Annotated in this window: 16 protein-coding genes; 6 read left to right on the top strand and 10 right to left on the bottom strand. The window is 72.5% G+C overall.

The window, feature by feature from the left end; all coding sequences use genetic code 11:
* Positions 1 to 258 precede the first annotated feature (258 nt).
* The 3 genes from ACFV9M_RS19820 to ACFV9M_RS19810 all read left to right on the top strand — a co-directional run bounded on the left by ACFV9M_RS19820 (position 259) and on the right by ACFV9M_RS19810 (position 4,611).
* Positions 259 to 549 (top strand): hypothetical protein, encoded by a 291-nt coding sequence (locus tag ACFV9M_RS19820; RefSeq protein WP_385064548.1) that lies wholly within the window; start codon positions 259 to 261, stop codon positions 547 to 549.
* Positions 546 to 3,086, top strand: a complete 2,541-nt coding sequence (locus tag ACFV9M_RS19815) for an ABC transporter permease (RefSeq protein ID WP_385064550.1) — start codon at positions 546 to 548, stop codon at positions 3,084 to 3,086. The genes ACFV9M_RS19820 and ACFV9M_RS19815 overlap by 4 nt, the downstream gene beginning before the upstream one ends.
* Before the next feature lie 559 nt (positions 3,087 to 3,645).
* Positions 3,646 to 4,611: a sugar ABC transporter substrate-binding protein gene (locus tag ACFV9M_RS19810; RefSeq protein WP_385064552.1), complete on the top strand. Its 966-nt coding sequence runs from the start codon at positions 3,646 to 3,648 to the stop codon at positions 4,609 to 4,611.
* Positions 4,612 to 4,645: 34 nt separating this feature from the next.
* Here ACFV9M_RS19810 and ACFV9M_RS19805 read toward each other — a convergent pair whose 3' ends face one another.
* The 9 genes from ACFV9M_RS19805 to ACFV9M_RS19765 all read right to left on the bottom strand — a co-directional run bounded on the left by ACFV9M_RS19805 (position 4,646) and on the right by ACFV9M_RS19765 (position 11,338).
* Positions 4,646 to 5,047: a rhodanese-like domain-containing protein gene (locus tag ACFV9M_RS19805; protein WP_385064771.1), complete on the bottom strand. Its 402-nt coding sequence runs from the start codon at positions 5,045 to 5,047 to the stop codon at positions 4,646 to 4,648.
* Positions 5,038 to 5,586, bottom strand: a complete 549-nt coding sequence (locus tag ACFV9M_RS19800; protein WP_385064554.1) for a cysteine dioxygenase — start codon at positions 5,584 to 5,586, stop codon at positions 5,038 to 5,040. Before ACFV9M_RS19800 ends, ACFV9M_RS19805 begins: the two co-directional genes overlap by 10 nt.
* Positions 5,587 to 5,672: 86 nt before the next feature.
* The gene (locus ACFV9M_RS19795; protein ID WP_309506048.1) at positions 5,673 to 5,720 is read right to left on the bottom strand and encodes a hypothetical protein; all 48 of its coding nucleotides are present in this window, start codon (positions 5,718 to 5,720) and stop codon (positions 5,673 to 5,675) included.
* Between the two features lie 157 nt (positions 5,721 to 5,877).
* Entirely contained in the window at positions 5,878 to 7,503 is a 1,626-nt protein-coding gene (locus ACFV9M_RS19790; RefSeq protein ID WP_385064557.1) for an FAD-dependent monooxygenase, read from the bottom strand.
* A gap of 175 nt (positions 7,504 to 7,678) precedes the next feature.
* Positions 7,679 to 8,587: an amino acid ABC transporter permease gene (locus ACFV9M_RS19785; protein WP_385064558.1), complete on the bottom strand. Its 909-nt coding sequence runs from the start codon at positions 8,585 to 8,587 to the stop codon at positions 7,679 to 7,681.
* The gene (locus ACFV9M_RS19780) at positions 8,584 to 9,252 is read right to left on the bottom strand and encodes an amino acid ABC transporter permease (protein WP_385064561.1); all 669 of its coding nucleotides are present in this window, start codon (positions 9,250 to 9,252) and stop codon (positions 8,584 to 8,586) included. Before ACFV9M_RS19780 ends, ACFV9M_RS19785 begins: the two co-directional genes overlap by 4 nt.
* A gap of 150 nt (positions 9,253 to 9,402) precedes the next feature.
* Positions 9,403 to 10,251 (bottom strand): glutamate ABC transporter substrate-binding protein, encoded by an 849-nt coding sequence (locus ACFV9M_RS19775; RefSeq protein ID WP_385064563.1) that lies wholly within the window; start codon positions 10,249 to 10,251, stop codon positions 9,403 to 9,405.
* A 94-nt stretch (positions 10,252 to 10,345) separates the two neighbouring features.
* Complete coding sequence (locus tag ACFV9M_RS19770) at positions 10,346 to 11,122, bottom strand: amino acid ABC transporter ATP-binding protein (protein WP_385064566.1); 777 nt, start codon at positions 11,120 to 11,122, stop codon at positions 10,346 to 10,348.
* An 87-nt stretch (positions 11,123 to 11,209) separates the two neighbouring features.
* Positions 11,210 to 11,338, bottom strand: a complete 129-nt coding sequence (locus tag ACFV9M_RS19765) for a hypothetical protein (protein ID WP_385064569.1) — start codon at positions 11,336 to 11,338, stop codon at positions 11,210 to 11,212.
* A gap of 109 nt (positions 11,339 to 11,447) precedes the next feature.
* Between ACFV9M_RS19765 and ACFV9M_RS19760 the strand changes: the two genes are divergently transcribed.
* On the top strand, positions 11,448 to 12,134 hold the full coding sequence (locus ACFV9M_RS19760; RefSeq protein ID WP_385064572.1) for a response regulator transcription factor: 687 nt from the start codon (positions 11,448 to 11,450) through the stop codon (positions 12,132 to 12,134).
* A 9-nt stretch (positions 12,135 to 12,143) separates the two neighbouring features.
* The gene (locus tag ACFV9M_RS19755; RefSeq protein WP_385064575.1) at positions 12,144 to 13,556 is read left to right on the top strand and encodes an ATP-binding protein; all 1,413 of its coding nucleotides are present in this window, start codon (positions 12,144 to 12,146) and stop codon (positions 13,554 to 13,556) included.
* A gap of 73 nt (positions 13,557 to 13,629) precedes the next feature.
* On the opposite strand, the gene ACFV9M_RS19750 is transcribed toward ACFV9M_RS19755, so the two are convergent.
* Complete coding sequence (locus ACFV9M_RS19750) at positions 13,630 to 14,628, bottom strand: TAXI family TRAP transporter solute-binding subunit (protein ID WP_385064577.1); 999 nt, start codon at positions 14,626 to 14,628, stop codon at positions 13,630 to 13,632.
* A 152-nt stretch (positions 14,629 to 14,780) separates the two neighbouring features.
* Here ACFV9M_RS19750 and ACFV9M_RS19745 point away from each other — a divergent pair, with 152 nt between their 5' ends.
* Positions 14,781 to 15,188: a MazG nucleotide pyrophosphohydrolase domain-containing protein gene (locus ACFV9M_RS19745; RefSeq protein ID WP_385064580.1), complete on the top strand. Its 408-nt coding sequence runs from the start codon at positions 14,781 to 14,783 to the stop codon at positions 15,186 to 15,188.
* The last annotated feature ends 150 nt before the right edge of the window (positions 15,189 to 15,338 follow it).

Raw genomic sequence — 15,338 nt, 5'->3', positions numbered from 1 at the left:
GCCCCGGCCTCCGGCCCTGGGCCCCGGCCTCCGGCCCTGGGCCCCGGCCTCCGGCTTCTGGGCCCCGGCCTCCGGCCCTGGGCCCTGACTGGAGTGCCGGGCCGCCGTTCCCCGCTCCCAAGCCGCTGACTTCACCGTCCGGGTGCGAACTCCACGATCCGGGTGCCGACTTCACGGCCCGGGGTAGGGCTGACCCCCCACTGAGGACACCGGGCCACCGCACTGCACGGACACCTGTGCACAGAGGACTGTGGGCGCATGCCCCAGGAACCCGTCGCCCAGGAGCCCCCGGCGACCGAACCCGCCGGCGGTGGCCCCGCCCTCGCGGGCCCCGCCGCCAAAAGCCCCGAGCCCGCGGCCCCCGTCGAACCCGGAGACCTCGCCACGCTCAAGACGCTTGCGCAGCCCCGTCGTCGTCAGCGCATGGTGGAGCACCTCACCCCGCACGGACCGGCCACCTCGGCGACACCCGCCCGCTTCTTCGCCTGCCCCGCCCCCGCGCCCGGCCACGACACGGCACACAACAGAAGAGAGAGCGGCCCGTCATGATGCTGCGCTATGCCCTGAAGACCGTGCGCGCACGCAAGGCGGGTTTCCTCGGTTCCTTCCTCGCCCTGATGTGTGCGGCCGCCCTGATCACCGCGTGCGGCACCCTCCTGGAGACGGGACTGCGCGGCGCCATCCGGACCGAGCGCTATGCGGCGGCCCCCGTAGTGGTCTCCGGGGACCAGAACGTCCACCAAAGCACCGTCAAGCACAAGAAGGGCAAGACCAAGGTCAAGCACAAGGCCAAGCCCATCGCCGAGCGCGCCTGGCTCCCGGCCGACCTCGGCCGCACCCTCACCGGCATCCCCGGGGTCGCCCGCGTCATCCCGGAACTCACCTTCCTCGCCGAGCCCTTGACCACGACGGCGACGGCGACCGCGACCGGCACCGGCACCGGCACGGACACCCGCACCCTCGTCCCGGCAGCCGACCGGCCCTCCCACGGGCACGCCTGGGAGTCCGCCGCGCTGACGCCGTACCGGCTCACCGCGGGCACCGCGCCCCTGGCCGCCACCGACGTCGTCATCGACCGGGACCTGGCCGAGCGTGCCCACCTCGCCCCCGGCGACCGTCTCACCGTTCAGTCGACGCAGGCCCCGCGTACCTACCGTGTCTCCGGGATCGTCGCCCCCGCCACGGACGTACGCCACCAGACGTCCCTCTTCTTCTCCGCCGCCGAGGCCCGTCGGCTCGCCGGCCACCCCGGGCAGGTCACCGCGTTCGGAGTGGTCCCGGAGGCGGGCGTCGGCGCGGGGCGGTTGCGGCACAACGTGGCCGCGGCGCTGCACGGCACGAGCGCACAGGTCAGTGCCGGAGACGCCCGTGGCCGGGCCGAGTTCCTGAACGCCGCCGCGGCCCGCACCAAGCTCGTCAGCATGGGCGGCGCGATGGGCGGCACCTCGCTGCTCGTGGCGGTCCTGGTGGTCGTCGGGACGTTCGCGCTCTCCGTCCAGCAGCGCCACCGGGAACTCGCCCTGCTCCGTGCCATCGCCGCCACCTCCGGACAGATCCGCAGGCTCCTCGGCCGGGAGGCACTGATCGTCGGCGCGGCCGCAGGAGCGACCGGGGCCCTTGTGGGGCTTCCCCTCGGCACCTGGCTGCACGGCAGGTTCGTCGCCCTGGGCGCCGTGCCCGCCACGCTGGAGCACACCGCTGGTGCCGTCCCGCCCCTGGCCGCCGTCGCCGCGACCCTGTTCGGTGCCTGGGCCGCCGCGCGGATCGCCTCCCGCCGGGTCGCCCGCATCCGGCCCGCCTGGGGTCGTGTCCTCGCCGGTCTGTTCCTGCTCGCGGGGGGTGCCGTCCTCGTCGCACTGCTCAGTGTCCTGCGCACCGAACCCGCGTCGACGCCCGTGACGTTCCTCGCCGTCGTCGTGCTGTCCACCTCCGTCGCCCTGCTGGGGCCGCTCCTGGTCAAGGCGGCCGCCCTGCTCCTCGCCGGCCCGCTGCGCCTGACCGGGCCCGGCGGCCGCCTCGCCATCGCCCACCTGCGCGGCAACGCCGTCCGCATGGCCTCCGTCGTCACCCCCCTCACCCTGCTCATCGGGATGACCTGCACGGTCCTGTTCGTGCAGCCCACCCTCGGCGACGCGGCCCGGGCCCAGGCCCGCGAAGGCGTCCGTGCCGACTGGGTCGTCGCCTCCCGGGGACCCGGCGTCCCCACCGAGGCGGCGGACCGGCTCCGCGGGGGAGGCGACACCGTCACCGAAGTGGTCCGTACGACCGTCCGGGTCGGCCTCGACAAGTACGCGGCGCAGGGCGTCACCCCGGCCGGGCTCACCCGCACCTGGGACCCGGACGTCACCGCCGGCTCCCTCGGCAGGCTCACCGCGGGCACCGTCGCCGTCAGCGAACTGGCCGCCGACCAGCTCCACCTGACACCCGGCAGCCCCCTGAAGCTCACGCTCGGTGACGGCGCGCCCGCCACGCTCACCGTCGCCGCCGTCTACACCAGGGGGCTCGGCTTCGGAGACCTCACCCTCGCGCACGACCTGCTCGTACGCCATGTCGACAACCCGCTCTCCTCCTCGCTCCTCGTCAGCACGCACCGCACACAGACACAACTCACGACTACGCTGCGTGAGTTCCCGGGGGTCGAGATTCTCTCCCCGGCCGCCGCCGACTCGCTCCAGGCGCAGCGGCAGCAGGCGAACGCGGAGGTCAACTTCCTGGCCATGGGGCTCGTCTCGGCCTTCACTGCCATCGCCGTCGTCAACACGCTGGCCATGTCCGTCTCCGAACGGGTGAGGGAGTTCGCGCTGCTGCGTCTCGCGGGGGCGACCCGCCGTCAGGTGCTGCGCATGCTGCGCACCGAGGCCCTGTCCCTGCTGCTCCTCGCCACGGCCCTGGGCAGCGCCGTCGCCCTGGCCGTCCTGACGGCGTTCAGCGTCGGCATGACGGGCCGGGCGGCGCCCTCGGTCACGCCCCTCGCCTACGTCACGGTCGTCGCCGGGGCCGCGCTCCTCGCGCTCGTCGCGACCGCGCTGCCCGGCCGTGTGGCGCTCAGGATCCGCGCGGTGACGGTGGCCACGGCCAAGGAGTGACCCGGGGCGTAGCCGCCCGCCCCGGGTCGGGCCGAGCAGCCCCGCCCCGTCCGGCCCCGCCCCGCCCGGTCCCGCCCCACCCGGCTCCACTCCGCCCCGCCCCGCCCGTCGAGCGTTCGAGGGTAGGGGCTGCCGCGCCGGCTGAGCCCCCTGCGGAGCGCAGGATTACCTTGCGCTCCCGGGAGGGTGAGGTCCCGACGGCCCGGTTGTACCGTCTGCCTCCGTCGCGCCGCCGCAGCAGCCCTCGGTCCCGTGCGAATCCCCCCGCCGCACGACCCTCATGCCCGCACAGCCGCCGCGACCCGCACAGCCGCCGGGACCCGCACGTCCCGCTCCAACCGCACGTTCCACTCCACGCACCTTCCGCTCCACCCGCACGTCCCGCTCCACCCGCACGTCCCGCTCCACCCGCACGTCCCGCTCCACCCGCACGTCCCGCTCCACCCGCACGTCCCGCTCCACGCACACCTCCCACTCCACGCACACCTCCCACTCCACGCACACCTCCCACTCCACGCACACCTCCCATTCCACCCGCACGTCCGAAAGGCGCTCAGCCATGCCCGTGTCCGTCCGCTCCCGAAGACCGCTGGTCGCCTCCGCCCTCGGCGTCTGCCTGCTGAGCGGCTGCGGACTGTGGGCGCCGCAGGAGTCCACGGACGGCATCACCGGGCAGATCACGCTCGGCTTCGTCAACGGCGGCACCTCCGAGTTCCACACCTGCTTGCAGGAGTCCGTCCGGCTCACGGCCCGCAACAACAACGTGGAGCTGCTCACGGCGAACTCGCGTCAGGACGCCGAGACGGAGGCCGCCAACATCGAGGATCTGATCGCCTCGGACGTCGACGCCCTGATCGTGCAGACCGTCGACGTGGACGCCCTCGAGGGCGACATCGCCAAGGCCAGGAAGGCGGGTGTGCCGATCTTCCTCACCTCGGTCACCCCCGACGACACCTCCGACATCCTCGGTGCCGTCGTAGTCGACCTGAAGGAGGTGGGAAAGCTGGACGCCGAGTGGATCGAGAAGGACGCCGCCGGCCGCGCGGTGTCGGTCGGTGTGATCGCGGGAGCCCCCGGCGCCGCCTCCGACGTTCTCGTCGATGCCTTCACCGGCGGGCTTCCGGACAGCGCCGAGGTCGTCGTCGGCCGGCCCGGCATGTACGACCCCGACACGGCGCGGACCGTGGCCACGGACATGGTGCGGGCCCGTCCCGACCTGGACTACGCGTTCGTCGCCAACGAGGAGATGGCGTTCGCCGCCCGGAAGGCCTTCGACGCGGCCGGCGCGAAGGACGTGCGGATCGTGACGGTCAACGGCACCGACGAGGCGCTGGCCGCCCTCAAGGACGGCCGCTTCTCCGCCACCGTCTCCAACTCGGCCGCCGACACGGGCGAGCTGGCGGTGGAGAACGTCATCTCCCTGCTCCGCGACGAACGGGCCGACAAGATCGAGGCCACCCCTGTCCGTCTCGTCACCGAGGACAACGCGGACACCGCCCCGCTGTACTGCCCGTCGGCCGGCTGAGCCCCACGCGCGCGTGGGGCCCGCTCGCCCCGCTCTACGGCGTCACCGGCAGCCCCGCCGCCCGCCACGCCTGGAACCCGCCCACCAGGTCGGTGGCCCGGTGCAGCCCCAGCCGGTGCAGGGAGGCGGCGGCGAGGCTCGACGCGTAGCCCTCGTTGCAGACCACGACGATCCGCAGGTCGTGGCCGGTGGCCTCGGGGGCGCGGTGGCTGCCCCGCGGATCGAGGCGCCACTCCAGTTCGTTGCGTTCGACGACCAGGGCGCCGGGGATCAGCCCGTCCCGCTCGCGCAGGGCCGCGTACCGGATGTCCACGAGCAGCGCCTCGCCCGTGCGGGCGGCCTCGTACGCCTCCCGGGCCTCCACGCGCGCGTACCCGTCGCGTACCTGTTCGAGCAGCTCGTCGATGCCCGGGGGCCGCTCACCGCTCACTGCCAGTCCTCCGGGCGCTCGACCTGCTCCAAACGCAGGACCTGCCCGGTGCGGCTGTAGCGGCGGATGCGCGGCAGCGGCGGGTAGTAGGCGTGCACGGAGACCGCGTGTTCCTCCGTGGACTCGTTGAGCACCTCGTGGACGTGGTGGTGTCCGAAGGCGCGGCCCTTTCCGGCCGGAAGCCGGCGTTCCCGGTCCACGCCCTCCGTCAGCTCCAGGGTCTTCCAGCCGTCGGTGGGCAGCCGCGCGGCGAGCGAGTGCTCCTTCAGCTCGCCCCGCGCGGTGAGGAAGGCGCCCAGCGAGTCGGCGTGGTCGTGCCAGCCGGTGCCGGTGCCGGGCGGCCATCCGATCAGCCAGGCCTCGCTGCCGCCGGGCCCCTCCAGGCGCACCCAGGTGCGGCCCTCGGGGTCGAGGGGGAGCGAGGCGATCAGTTCGGCGTCGGCGGCCGTACGCCGGACGAAGTCGAGGAGGTCCGCCTGCGTGGGCGCGGCGACGGGCGTGGCGGCGGGCGCGGATGGGGGGTCGACGGAGGGGAACACAGACACGGGTACCGTCCTGGGAACGTTCGCGGAGGAGCGCGCGGCGGCGCGGAAGCGCTCGGCGGGGCGCGCGGGGGGAGAAGGACGCGAATTCAGCAGGACGGACGACACACGCAGCCCGCGTAGCGGACGAGGTCCATATGGACCCTCCGCCACAGGCGCACATCGGTGTCGGTCACGATCCGGAGTACACCATGCCGGTGCACACCGGTCAACTCGCTGTCACCATGCGGACCGCACGGTGACCGTGCGTGCGGGCAGGCGGCCGTCGTCCGCGTTCGGCCGCCGCTCGTACGGCTACTTCACCCCCGCTCCGGCCTCGGTGCCTGCCCCTGCCCCGGCTCCGGCCTGCGCGCCGACCGGACCGCCCACCACCGCCTCCGCCGCCGCGTACAGGTCGGCCGGCCGCACCCCGCCCAGGGCCGTGACGAGATGGCCGTCGGGCCGGATCAGCAGGACCGTGTGGGCGGCCGCCCCCGGGTAGCTCTCGGCCACCAGCAGCTCGGCCGGACCGGGCAGCGCCGTCACGGCGGCGGCGAGCCGGGGCATCACGCCGGCGCTCACCCAGTGCTTGCGCTCCCACACCCCCGTGCCCGGCGCGATCAGCAGGACGAGCAGGGCGCCCCGGCCCAGCCGGTCGTGGAGCCGTACGAAGGAGCCGTCCTCCGCCGTCACCCGTACGTCCTCCACCGGCGAGCCGGGGGGCGTGTCCACGGAGACCTCCGACTCCAGCTCGGGGGGCGCGAGCGGGGAGGCGGCGTACGTGCCCGGCGCGCCCAGCGGGCCGCGGCCCAGGTGACCGTCCGTGAGCAGCGAGTCGTGACCGCGGACGGCGCCGGGGACGTAGGCCCTTATGCCGCCGCCGCTCCGCAGCAGCGGCAGCGCCTGGTCGGCGGCGCGCAGCCGGGCGGCGACCACCGCGCGGCGTTCCGTCTGGTAGCTGTCGAGCAGTCCCTCGTGCGGCCCGTGGTGCCAGGCCAGGGCCAGCTTCCAGGCGAGGTTGTCGGCGTCCCGCAGGCCCTCGTCGAGGCCCTGGGTGCCGAGCGCGCCGAGCAGGTGGGCGGCGTCCCCGGCGAGGAAGACCCGCCCCGCCCGCCAGCGGCGGGCCAGCCGGTGGTGGACCGTGTGCACCCCGGTGTCGAGCAGTTCGTACGCGGGGGCCGTCTCGCCGCTCCAGCCCGTGAGGGTCTCGCGGATCCGGCCGACCAGCAGCTCGGGCGTGACGAGGTCCTTGCCGGGCGGCAGCAGCCAGTCCAGCCGCCAGACGCCGTCCGGCAGCGGACGCCCGGTGACCTCCCCGGCGGACGGACCGGACGTCCGCCACGGCGGCATCCGGTGGAGCAACGCCTCACCGGCCCAGGGGAGTTCCGTGCGCAGCGCGGCGACGGCGTGCCGTTCCACCGCCGTACGGCCGGGGAAGCGGATGTCCTGGAGCTTGCGGACCGTGGAGCGGGGGCCGTCGCAGCCGACCAGGTAACTCCCGCGCCACCACGTGCCCCGGGGGCCCCGGGTGTGGGCCGTGACGCCGGAAGGTTCCTGCTCCACGGCGTCCAGGCGGCTGTCCACGGCGATCCGCACCAGCCGCTCGCGCGCGAGGGCCGCGCGCAGGGCTCCGGTGAGCATGTGCTGGGCCAGGTGCAGCGGGGCCGGCCCGGCGTCCTCGAAGGTGATCTCGCGCGTCACCTGCCGGCGTCGCATCGCCCGCCATCCGGTCCAGCGGACTCCGGCCCCGGCCAGGGACGTTCCGGTGAGCCGCTCGACCAGGGCCGTGGTGTCCTGGCGCAGGACGACGGTGCGCGCGAGGCGCGGCTCGTCCTTGCCCGGGCCCTCGTCGAGGACGATCGAGGGGACCTCCTGACGCGCCAGTGCCAGGGCGAGCGTGAGCCCCACGGGCCCCGCTCCGACGATGATCACCGGGTCCACGGCGTGGCGCCCCCTGCCCGCGACGGTGTCCTCAGGGACGTGGGTGAACAAGAGGTTGGAGCAGGGTGCACGATCACAGAACGTATGCAACCCATTGCCGCTGCTTGCGTCAAGCGACGGAGGCAGTGGCGAGCACGCCACTGCCTCCGTACAGGTCACACCACCTGAGTGCGCGTCAGGCCTTGTCGACCGGGCCCGCCCCGTGGAGGCCGCCGACCTCCGCCGCGTTGAGGTCGTCGACGTCCTCCGCGCCGAGCACGGCGCCCGTACCGCGCTTGCTGCGCCGCAGCCGGCCCTCCAGCCAGGAGGCGAAGGAGGTGAGGAGGAAGTTCAGGACGATGAAGATGATCGCGACGACGATGAAGCTGGGGATGACGTTGGCGTAGTTGGCCGCCAGCGTGCTGCGCGCGTTCAGCAGCTCGGTGAACCCGAGCATCACGCCGCCCAGCGCGGTGTCCTTCACGATCACCACGAGCTGGCTGACGATGGCCGGCAGCATCGCGGTGACCGCCTGCGGCAGCAGGATGCTGGTCATCGTCTGGCCCTTGCGCAGACCGATCGCGTACGCGGCCTCCGTCTGGCCCCTGGGCAGCGCGAGGATGCCGGCCCGGACGACCTCGGCGAGCACCGAGGCGTTGTACAGCACCAGGCCGGTGACGACGGCGTACAGGGGCCGGTCCTCGCTGCTGACGCCCGTGGAGCGGACGTAGAACTCGTTGGCGAACAGCATCAGCAGCAGTACCGGGATCGCCCGGAAGATCTCGACCACCGCGCCGGCCGGGACACGCACCCAGCGGTGGTCGGACATGCGGGCGATGCCGAAGACCGCGCCCAGAGGGAGGGCGATGACCATGGAGAGCGCCGCGGCCTTCAGGGTGTCACCGAGGCCCGGCAGCAGGTACGTGGTCCAGGCCTGGGCGGTGGTGAACGGCTCCCACAGGGCCCACTCGAGCTGATTCTTGTCGTCCATCCTCTGCCAGATCCACCACAGCGCCAGGGCGAGGAGGACGACGAAGAGGACGGAGAGGAGGACGTTGCGCCGCTTGGCGCGGGGGCCGGGGGCGTCGTAGAGGACGGAGGTCATCGCTTCACCGCCAGTCGCTTGCCGAGCCAGCCGAGCAGCAGGCCGGTGGGAAGGGTAAGGACCACGAACCCGAAGGCGAAGACCGCGCCGATGGCCAGCGTCTGGGCCTCGTTCTCGATCATTTCCTTCATCAGGAAGGCCGCCTCGGCCACGCTGATCGCGGCCGCCACGGTGGTGTTCTTGGTCAGGGCGATCAGGACGTTGGCCAGCGGGCCGATGACCGCGCGGAACGCCTGCGGCAGCACGATGAGCCGCAGTGTCTGGCTGAAGCCGAGCCCGATGGCACGCGCCGCCTCGGCCTGGCCGAGCGGCACGGTGTTGATGCCGGAACGGATCGCCTCGCAGACGAAGGCCGCGGTGTACGCGACCAGACCGAGCACCGCGAGCCGGAAGCCCTGGAGCTCGAAGTCGTCGGACGCGCCCATCGTCATGCCGAAGATGTCGGCGAGGCCGAGCGAGGTGAACACGATGATGACCGTCAGGGGGATGTTCCGGACGATGTTGACGTAGGCGGTGCCGAACCCGCGCATCAGCGGGACGGGGCTGACCCGCATCGCGGCCAGCAGGGTGCCCCAGACCAGGGAGCCGACGGCGGAGAAGACGGTCAGTTTCACCGTCATCCAGAACGCCGCGAGGACGTCGTAGCCTTCAAGAAAGTCGAACACGATCTCCCGCGCTTCCGGGTGTGTGGCGTACGTGGAGGGCGTGGCGCGCCGCCGCCGTGATCGCGACGGTCGGCGACGCGCCCCGCGGAACCCCACGCAGGCCGCGGGATTCCTGCGGCAGCGGATGCCGCATGGCGTGCGGAGGACGCCTTACTTGACGATGACGCCGATCTTCGGGGCCGGCTCGTTCTGGTAGTTCGCCGGGCCGAAGTTCTCGGTGACGGCCTTCTCCCAGGACTTGTCGCCGACCATCTTCTCCAGCGCGGCGTTGATCTTGTCGACGGTGGCGGTGTCGCCCTTCTTGACGCCGATGCCGTAGTTCTCGTTGCTGAGCTTCTCGCCCACCAGCTTGAACTGGCCCTTGTACTTGTCCTGGGCGGCGTAGCCCGCGAGGATCGAGTCGTCCGTGGTCAGAGCGTCGACCGCGCCGCTCTGGAGGGCGGCGACGCACTCGGAGTAGCCGCTGTTCTGACGCAGGTTGGCCTTGGGGGCGATCTTGTCCTTGACGTTCTGCGCCGAGGTCGAGCCGGCCACCGAACAGAGGTTCTTGCCGTTGAGGTCGGCACCCTTGGTGATCTTGGAGTCGGACTTGACCAGCAGGTCCTGGTGGGCCAGCAGGTAGGGGCCGGCGAAGTCGACCTTCTGCTTGCGCTCGTCGTTGATCGAGTACGAGGCCACGATGAACTTCACGTCGCCGCGGGCGAGCGCGTTCTCGCGGTCGGCGCTCTTGGTCTCGACGAACTCGATCTGGTCCGCGTCGTAGCCGAGCTCCTTGGCCACGTACGTCGCCACGTCGACGTCGAACCCGGAGAAGGAACCGTCCGGCTCCTTCAGGCCGATACCGGGCTGGTCGTACTTGATACCGATCTTGATCTTCTCGCCGCCGCTGGAGCCGGAGCCGCTGCCGGAGGCGTCCTTGTCGTCGCCGCCGCACGCGGTGGCGGACAGGGCGAGGGCGAGGACGGCGGCCGAGGCGGCGGTGACCTTGCGAAGCTTCATGGTGAACTTCCTTTGGATGGTGCCTTCGGGTGGTGAAGGGATACGGGCCGTCGAAAGGCGGGTGACGCAGGTCGTCGGTGCGCGCCGGGGCGCGTCAGTGGTGCAGGATCTTCGACAGGAAGTCCTTGGCGCGGTCGCTGCGCGGATTGCTGAAGAACTGCTCGGGCGCGGCCTGTTCGACGATGCGGCCGTCCGCCATGAACACCACGCGGTTCGCGGCCGACCGGGCGAAGCCCATCTCATGGGTCACGACGATCATGGTCATGCCGTCCCGGGCGAGCTGCTGCATGACCTCCAGCACCTCGTTGATCATCTCCGGGTCCAGGGCGGAGGTCGGCTCGTCGAAGAGCATGACCTTCGGATTCATGGCCAGCGCCCGCGCGATCGCGACACGCTGCTGCTGGCCGCCGGAGAGCTGCGCGGGGTACTTGTCGGCCTGGGTGCCCACGCCGACCCGGTCCAGCAGCTCGCGGGCCCTCTCCGCGGCCTGCTTCCTGTCGGTCCTGCGGACCTTGATCTGGCCCAGCATCACGTTCTCGAGCACCGTCTTGTGCGCGAACAGGTTGAAGGACTGGAAGACCATGCCGACGTCGGCGCGCAGCCGGGCCAGCGCCTTGCCCTCCTGGGGCAGCGGCTTCCCGTCGATGGTGATCGTCCCCGCGTCGATCGTCTCCAGGCGGTTGATGGTGCGGCACAGCGTGGACTTCCCGGACCCGGAGGGTCCGATGACCACGACGACCTCACCGCGCTCGATCGTCAGGTCGATGTCCTGGAGAACGTGCAACGCGCCGAAGTGCTTGTTGACGCTCTTCAGGACGACCAGTTCGCCGGGCGCGGCCGTGTCTTCCTTGGCCACCGATACTTCGGTCATCGCTCTCAGGCTCCGTCCTCCTCGGTTTCGGAGGACAGTAGTAACCAGTCTCGACCAGCGTCATTACATCTGAGGGGAATCTGAGCATCACGATCCGATAGCGATCGGACACGTGTCGTAGCACTGGTGATCAGCGCGCATATCGGCCGCATAACGGAAGCGGCGCGCAACCGGAACGCCCTTGACGGCGTCCTCGTCCATCAGCGTGACTGCCATGGTGCGCACGGGGGTGCGCACCGCTGTCACGCGCGGAACCGCCCGCCCCGGGTGTACGACCGGGTCTACAGGGCGGAACCGTACGACCGATGAACCGAAGGGGGCCGGGATGAGGCTGCTGCTCGTCGAGGACGACAACCATGTCGCCGCCGCGCTGTCCGCGGTCCTGAGAAGGCACGGTTTCGACGTCACCCACGCGCGCAGCGGCGAGGAGGCGCTCCGGGCGCTGGTCCCGGAAGGCCCCGGCTTCGGGGTCGTCCTGCTCGACCTCGGCCTGCCCGACCAGGACGGCTACGAGGTCTGCGGCAAGATCCGCAAGCGCACCTCCACCCCGGTCATCATGGTGACGGCCCGCTCCGACGTGCGCTCGCGCATCCACGGCCTCAACCTCGGCGCAGACGACTACGTGGTGAAGCCCTACGACACCGGGGAACTCCTCGCCCGGATCCACGCCGTCAGCCGGCGCACCGTCCCCGAGGACCCGGCCGCGGCCGGCGAGGACGCGCTGAGCCTCGGAACGGTACGGATCGAGCTGCCCACCCGGCGCGTCACCGTGGACGGGACGGTGGTCCAGCTCACCCGCAAGGAGTTCGATCTCCTGGCCCTGCTCGCGCAGCGCCCCGGCGTCGTCTTCCGCCGGGAGCAGATCATCAGCGAGGTGTGGCGCACCAGCTGGGAGGGGACGGGACGCACCCTGGAGGTGCACGTCGCCTCCCTGCGGGCCAAGCTGCGCATGCCCGCGCTGATCGAGACCGTACGCGGCGTCGGCTACCGGCTCGTCGCCCCGGCCGGGTAGCGGGGACCGTTGCGCACACGTCTCCTGCCGCTGCTCATCGTGCTGATGGCGGCCGTACTGCTCGCGCTCGGCGTGCCCCTGGCCGTCAGCGTGGCCGGCGCGCAGCAGCAGAACGTCGTCGTGGACCGCATCGACGACACCGCGCGGTTCGCGGCCCTCGCCCAGTTCGTCACCGCCCCGCCCGCCGGCTCCGGGGAGGCGTCCACGTCCAACGACGAGCGGCGCGCGACCCTCGGCCGCGAGCTGGCCAGCTACTACGAGGTCTACGGCATCCGTGCCGGTGTCTTCTACCGCAGCGACACCCCCATGGCCCATGCGCCGAGGGACTGGTACCTCCCGGAGACGGGTGAGGTGAGGGACGCGTACGAGGAGGCCTTCCTCAGCCGCCGGAGCCACGACCCGCGGCAGGTGTGGCCCTGGCAGCGCAACCGCCTGGTGGTGGCGTCCCCGGTGATCCGCGACGGTGACGTCGTCGCCGTCGTCGTGACCGACTCGCCCACCGGCGCGATGCGGTCGCGGATCCTGCACGGCTGGCTGGTGATCGGCGCGGGCGAGATCGCCGCGATGCTGCTCGCCATAGGAGCGGCCCTCCAGCTGACCGGCTGGGTGCTCAAGCCCGTACGCGTCCTGGACGCCACCACCCACGCCGTCGCCAGCGGTCGTCTGAAGTCCCGGGTCGCGGTCGCCAGCGGCCCGCCGGAACTCAGACGCCTGGCCCGGGCGTTCAACGAGATGGCGGACAACGTCGAGGACGTGCTGGAGCAGCAGCGCGCCTTCGTCGCCGACGCCTCCCACCAGTTGCGCAACCCGCTCGCGGCGCTGCTGCTGCGCATCGAACTGCTCGCCTACGAACTCCCGGAGGGCAACGAGGAGATCGCCTCCGTCCAGAACGAGGGGAAGCGCCTCGCCCAGGTCCTGGACGACCTGCTCGACCTCGCCCTGGCCGAGCACACCGAGGCCGACCTGCGGGTCACCGACATCGGCGCGCTGGCCGCCGAGCGCGTCGCGGCCTGGGCGCCCACGGCCGGGGCCAAGGGCGTCCGCCTGCTGGGCGACTGCCCGCCCACCACGGCCTGGGCCGACCCGGTCACCCTGTCCAGCGCCCTGGACGCGGTGATCGACAACGCGGTCAAGTTCACCCCGGAGGGCGAGAGCGTGGAGGTGGCGGTCGCGGCCGACGGCGAGACCTCCACCGTCGTCGTCACGGACAACGGCCCCGGTCTGACCGACGAGGAACTCGCGCGCGTCGGCGACCGCTTCTGGCGCAGCGGCCGCCACCAGAACATCAAGGGCTCCGGCCTCGGCCTGTCCATCTCCCGGGCCCTGCTCGCGGCCGGCGGCGGATCGCTGTCGTACGACCGCCACGAGCCCACCGGGCTGCGGGTGACGGTGTCGGTGCCGCGGTCGCGGCCCCTGGCCTGAGCCGGCCGGGGGCCGGATCCGTCCACGGCAGACCCGGTGCGTCCACGGCATCGAGGAGAGGGAGGGGCTCCGCCTACGGCTTGACGGACCGGTAGTAGCGTCGTGCGCCCTCGTGCAGGGGGAGCGGGTCGGTGTAGATGGCGGTGCGCAGGTCGACCAGCTGGGCGGAGTGGACGTGCGCCCCGATGCCGTCCCGGCTCTTGATCACGGTCCGGGTCAGCCACTCGGTGAGCCGGGCATCGGTGTCCGTGCGGGTCATCAGCAGGTTGGACACCGCGATCGTCGCCACGGTGGCGCCGTTCTGGATGGTGGGGTAGGCCGACTCGGGCATGTTGGTGGCCCGGTAGTAGCCCGTGGTGTCGTCCTCCTCGTGCATCTTGGCGACCAGCCCGGCGTCGATCGGCACGAACCGGAAGCTGAATCCGTCCGCCAGCTTCTCCAGCCCGGCCGTCGGCACCCCGCCGGACCAGAAGAACGCGTCGATCGTGCCCTGCTTCAGCTGCTCCGGCCCGGTGTCGATGCCCTCCGACACCGCACTGAGGTCCTTCGCCGGGTCCAGCCCCGCCGCCTTGAGCACCCGGTTGGCGATCAGCCGCACACCCGAGCGGGGCAGACCCGTCGCGACCGTCTTCCCCTTCAGGTCGGAGACGGACCGGACGTCCGAGTCGCGCGGCACGACGAGCTGCACGTAGTCGTCGTACAGCCGGGCCACACCGCGCAGCCGGGCGGCCGAGCCGGGGTGCTGCGCCTCGTACGTGGCGACCGCGTCGGCCGCGGCGATGGTGAAGTCCGCGTGGCCCTCCGCCACGCGCGCGACGTTCTCCTGCGATCCGTTGCTCGTCGTCAGGTTCACGTCCAGGCGGGGCATGTCCTCGGCGAGCTCGGTGCGCAGACGGCTGCCGTACTCGTAGTAGACGCCGCTCGTCGTGCCCGTGCTGAAGGTGATCGATCCGCTCGGCGGATCCTCGCCCAGGGGCAGCAGCCACCACAGCAGCAGCCCGAGCACGACGGCGCCGGCGGCCGCGCCCTGGAGGGCCCGGCGCCTGCCGGTACGGGGGAACACCTTGGACATGCGCGCGATCCTGCCAGGCCGGGACGGGGACTGACCAGGGCGGGGCTCGTACACCGCGGCGGGCCGGGGCCTGGGCGGGCGTGTCAGTGGTCGGGGGCGGGGTGTCAGCGGTCGGGGGCGGGGGTGTCAGTGGGAGTCGTTACAGTCGGTGCATGAGTTCCTCGCCCGCCGACCTGGTCCGTGCGTTCCACCGAGCCTGTGGGCTCGACGTCCGCAGTACGCCCACCGAGGTGTCGCCCCGGCTCGCCGCGCACCGCGGGGAGCTGCTCGCCGAGGAGGCCGCCGAGGTCGCCGAGGTGTCGGTGAGCGGCCCGCTGGACCGGCTGGCGCACGAACTGGCCGACGTGGTCTACGTCGCCTACGGGACGGCCCTGGTGCACGGCATCGACCTCGACGCGGTGATAGCCGAGATCCACCGTTCCAACATGACCAAGCGGGGCCCCGACGGCCGGATCGCCCGCCGCGCCGACGGCAAGGTCCTCAAGGGCGAGCACTACGAGGCCCCGGACGTGTCGGCGGTGCTGCGGCGCCAGGGGTGGGAGCCGGGCGGGGCGGGCTGAGGGGCGGGGGCGGGGGACGCGGCGCGTACCGTGCCACCTGCGGTGGGCGCGTACACCGCCCACCGCGGGTGCCGGAGCCGGCCCGCCCGGAGCCGGCCCGCCTTGAATCGGCCCGCCCGGCGTCGGCCCCCTGGCGTCCGGACTGGCGGG

It is taken from the genome of Streptomyces sp. NPDC059895 (genome assembly GCF_042731035.1).
Lineage (GTDB): Bacteria > Actinomycetota > Actinomycetes > Streptomycetales > Streptomycetaceae > Streptomyces.
Note: the sequence above shows the minus strand (reverse complement) of the source record. Positions and strands in the feature narration are given on the sequence as shown.

Bases quoted from the DNA above. Each gene is read 5' to 3' on its own strand.
- ACFV9M_RS19820 (WP_385064548.1), top strand. From the start codon at position 259: ATGCCCCAGGAACCCGTCGCCCAGGAGCCCCCGGCGACCGAACCCGCC.
- ACFV9M_RS19815 (WP_385064550.1), top strand. From the start codon at position 546: ATGATGCTGCGCTATGCCCTGAAGACCGTGCGCGCACGCAAGGCGGGT.
- ACFV9M_RS19810 (WP_385064552.1), top strand. From the start codon at position 3,646: ATGCCCGTGTCCGTCCGCTCCCGAAGACCGCTGGTCGCCTCCGCCCTC.
- ACFV9M_RS19785 (WP_385064558.1), bottom strand. From the start codon at position 8,587: ATGACCTCCGTCCTCTACGACGCCCCCGGCCCCCGCGCCAAGCGGCGC.
- ACFV9M_RS19775 (WP_385064563.1), bottom strand. From the start codon at position 10,251: ATGAAGCTTCGCAAGGTCACCGCCGCCTCGGCCGCCGTCCTCGCCCTC.
- ACFV9M_RS19770 (WP_385064566.1), bottom strand. From the start codon at position 11,122: ATGACCGAAGTATCGGTGGCCAAGGAAGACACGGCCGCGCCCGGCGAA.
- ACFV9M_RS19765 (WP_385064569.1), bottom strand. From the start codon at position 11,338: ATGGCAGTCACGCTGATGGACGAGGACGCCGTCAAGGGCGTTCCGGTT.
- ACFV9M_RS19760 (WP_385064572.1), top strand. From the start codon at position 11,448: ATGAGGCTGCTGCTCGTCGAGGACGACAACCATGTCGCCGCCGCGCTG.
- ACFV9M_RS19750 (WP_385064577.1), bottom strand. From the start codon at position 14,628: ATGTCCAAGGTGTTCCCCCGTACCGGCAGGCGCCGGGCCCTCCAGGGC.
- ACFV9M_RS19745 (WP_385064580.1), top strand. From the start codon at position 14,781: ATGAGTTCCTCGCCCGCCGACCTGGTCCGTGCGTTCCACCGAGCCTGT.